The organism is Phormidium sp. CCY1219, from assembly GCF_035615515.1.
Classification (GTDB): domain Bacteria; phylum Cyanobacteriota; class Cyanobacteriia; order Cyanobacteriales; family Laspinemataceae; genus CCY1219.
In genome coordinates this window covers 1-231 of sequence record NZ_JAJENT010000060.1, presented here as the reverse complement: position 1 = coordinate 231, position 231 = coordinate 1, and the positions used below count along the sequence as shown (strand labels likewise).

General features: G+C 55.4%; 1 protein-coding gene. It reads left to right on the top strand.

All coding sequences use genetic code 11. The features are described 5' to 3' along the window. On the top strand, positions 1-231 hold a 231-nt coding region (locus LKK83_RS00420), incomplete at both ends, for a hypothetical protein (protein ID WP_324628769.1).

Here is a 231-nt window from a genome sequence, read left to right as displayed (position 1 = left end):
GCTGAAGCCGAAGAAACCGACGGAGAATCAACCGATAGCGACAGCGAAAATACCGCCGTTGCCGAAAGCAGCCCAGAGTCCGATAGCAGCGAGAAAAACCTAGAAGAAAGTGACGGCGAAAGTGAAGAAACTTCCGCAGAGGAAACCGCTGCTGAAGAAACCGAGGGAGAGGCAGAAACCGCCGCCGAAGTGACCGAAGAAACGGCTGACGCCGATGCAGAAACCGAGGCA